The sequence below is a fragment of the Methanobrevibacter sp. genome (assembly GCF_045644645.1).
In the GTDB taxonomy this organism is placed as follows: domain Archaea; phylum Methanobacteriota; class Methanobacteria; order Methanobacteriales; family Methanobacteriaceae; genus Methanocatella.
In genome coordinates this window covers 1-2,110 of the sequence record NZ_JAZRHE010000012.1, presented here as the reverse complement: position 1 = coordinate 2,110, position 2,110 = coordinate 1, and the positions used below count along the sequence as shown (strand labels likewise).

The 2,110-nt window shown below is 29.8% G+C and carries 2 protein-coding genes; one reads left to right on the top strand and one right to left on the bottom strand.

All coding sequences use genetic code 11. The annotated features are described in order from the left end of the window. On the top strand, nt 1-854 hold an 854-nt coding region (locus ACKI4K_RS00705; RefSeq protein WP_407421281.1), incomplete at its 5' end, for a hypothetical protein. A gap of 177 nt (nt 855-1,031) precedes the next feature. On the opposite strand, the gene ACKI4K_RS00700 is transcribed toward ACKI4K_RS00705, so the two are convergent. Further along, a complete protein-coding gene (locus tag ACKI4K_RS00700; protein ID WP_407421279.1) occupies nt 1,032-1,982 on the bottom strand; it encodes a phosphatase PAP2 family protein in 951 nt (316 codons plus the stop codon). Nucleotides 1,983-2,110 lie beyond the last annotated feature (128 nt).

Genomic DNA, 2,110 nt, shown 5'->3' with positions numbered 1-2,110 from the left:
TATTGGTAATCGGAAGTATTGTTGATGTTGGAATTTCAGAAACATTGACATCCATAGTTCCTGTATATTATACAAAGCATGATTATGTGAATTTGAATCATTTGATTAGGATTTCACTTATAATTGCAGGAATCTGTGCAGCAATATTGACAGTATTCGTATGGATTTGGCCAGAAGGATTTTTGGCACTTTACGGATTCAACAAAATGGAAATTGCTGATTTCGTAATAAATGCACTTAAACTATATTCACTCTTCTTTATAATATCCGTACTTCCTAGCCTGCTGATATTCTACTATGAAGCCATTGAAAGGTCTGTCCTTTCAACAGTGCTTTCCGTGCTTTACACCCTTGTACTCCCATTGATTTGTGTAATTGGATTATATAATCTGATTGGATCAAACGGAATATGGATAGGATTCCCAATATCATGTTTAATAACAATAATTATCATCTACATCACCGTCAAAGTTATTCAAAGAAGGGAACCAAAATACAATAGCCTATTCTTCATCGAAAAGGACCTGATGGATAAAACTAAAAACTTTGTACTTACAGACAATAATTTGAGTGCAAGAGAAGAATGTTTAGAGCACCTGAAAAATCTGAATGCCGGTGATGAATTTTGCAATAATGTCAATAAAATCTTTGATGTTATTTTTGACACAAATCCTCACGATACATATGTGGAAGTATTAATTATAGATTATGATGACAATATCCATGTTGACATCAAATATGATGGAGAAAAGGAAACTCTTGAACATCTAAAACATAACTTCCCAGAAGGCCTTTTCAAATATGCAGAAGTTTTAGGATTCAATACCATAGAATACGTTAAGGCCAAAAGCTAAATTTTTTAATATATAAAAAAAGAATTCTGAGATTTATATAATCTCGGAATTTATGTCTTCTGCAGTTTCAGTGTCTTCTACACCCTCAAACTCAGACCTGAGTACATTTTAAAATATTTTTTAATTGATAATTTATAATTCTTATCATTTTGAAAAGAAAAAAAAATAAAAAAATGTTCATGATGCATTATCATAAACATCTTTATTTCGATTTTGGAAGAATTTGATAATTGCCGGCATTATTAGCATCACAAATAACGGGAACATGAAGAAATTTAAAAGGTTTGAAATTTGTGGATTGAAACTGCTTTTTATTAATGGATATAAAATGTTCATAATAATCATATATCCAATATAAGCCCCACCAATTCTTAAAAATCTACGTTCAATAGGTCCTTCACAGGAAAAATTAATGAACCTTCTTTCAATTACCCATGATATTAATATACCCATACAAAATCCTACATCTTTATATGCTTCAACAGCCATTTTAGCAGGTTCAACAATTAATTTACCAGCCGCATTATAATCCATTGGATATGATTTGAATGTAGCATATGCTATAAGCAAGATAGAAAATACTATTCCTGCACCCAATAAAATTAAGTCAAAATTAGGGTTATCATCTAGTTTTTCAAATAATTTTCCAACAATCCATAATGATGCAAAGGCAATTACTAAACCGACAACAATATCCAATAAACTGTGAACTCCAAGATAACAACGGGAAAAACAGATTAACAATAAACAGATTATTGAAAAAATTTTAAATCCTTTAGTGAAATTTCCTTTAAGAAATGTTCCCAGGAACAATATTCCCGAAGATGTTGCATGTCCACTAGGAAGTGAATATCCAGTTGCATCTTTTAAAGCTCCTTCGTAGGGATGAATTTTAGAATCTTCAATCCAAGGACGATATACGCATGTTGTAAGTTTAATAAAACTATTTAAAAGACGTGAAAATGCAAAAGATACCAATAGGTATTCTCCAAATTTTTTGTCATATGCCCAATAGAGTATTCCTATTAAAAATAGGATTATATGTATATTTCCAAATTCAGTACAGCTCATGAAAAATTGGTCAAAAAAACCTCCTGAGGCTTCACGAAATCCCTGTAAAAATAACAAAAATACATTTGTTAAAATTTAAATCACCTCATTTAATATTATATACCTTTTCATAGATTATATTTTCCTTTTGATTATTTTTGTTCCAATAACATATAACAATTATCTATTGAAAAATAAAATTAAAA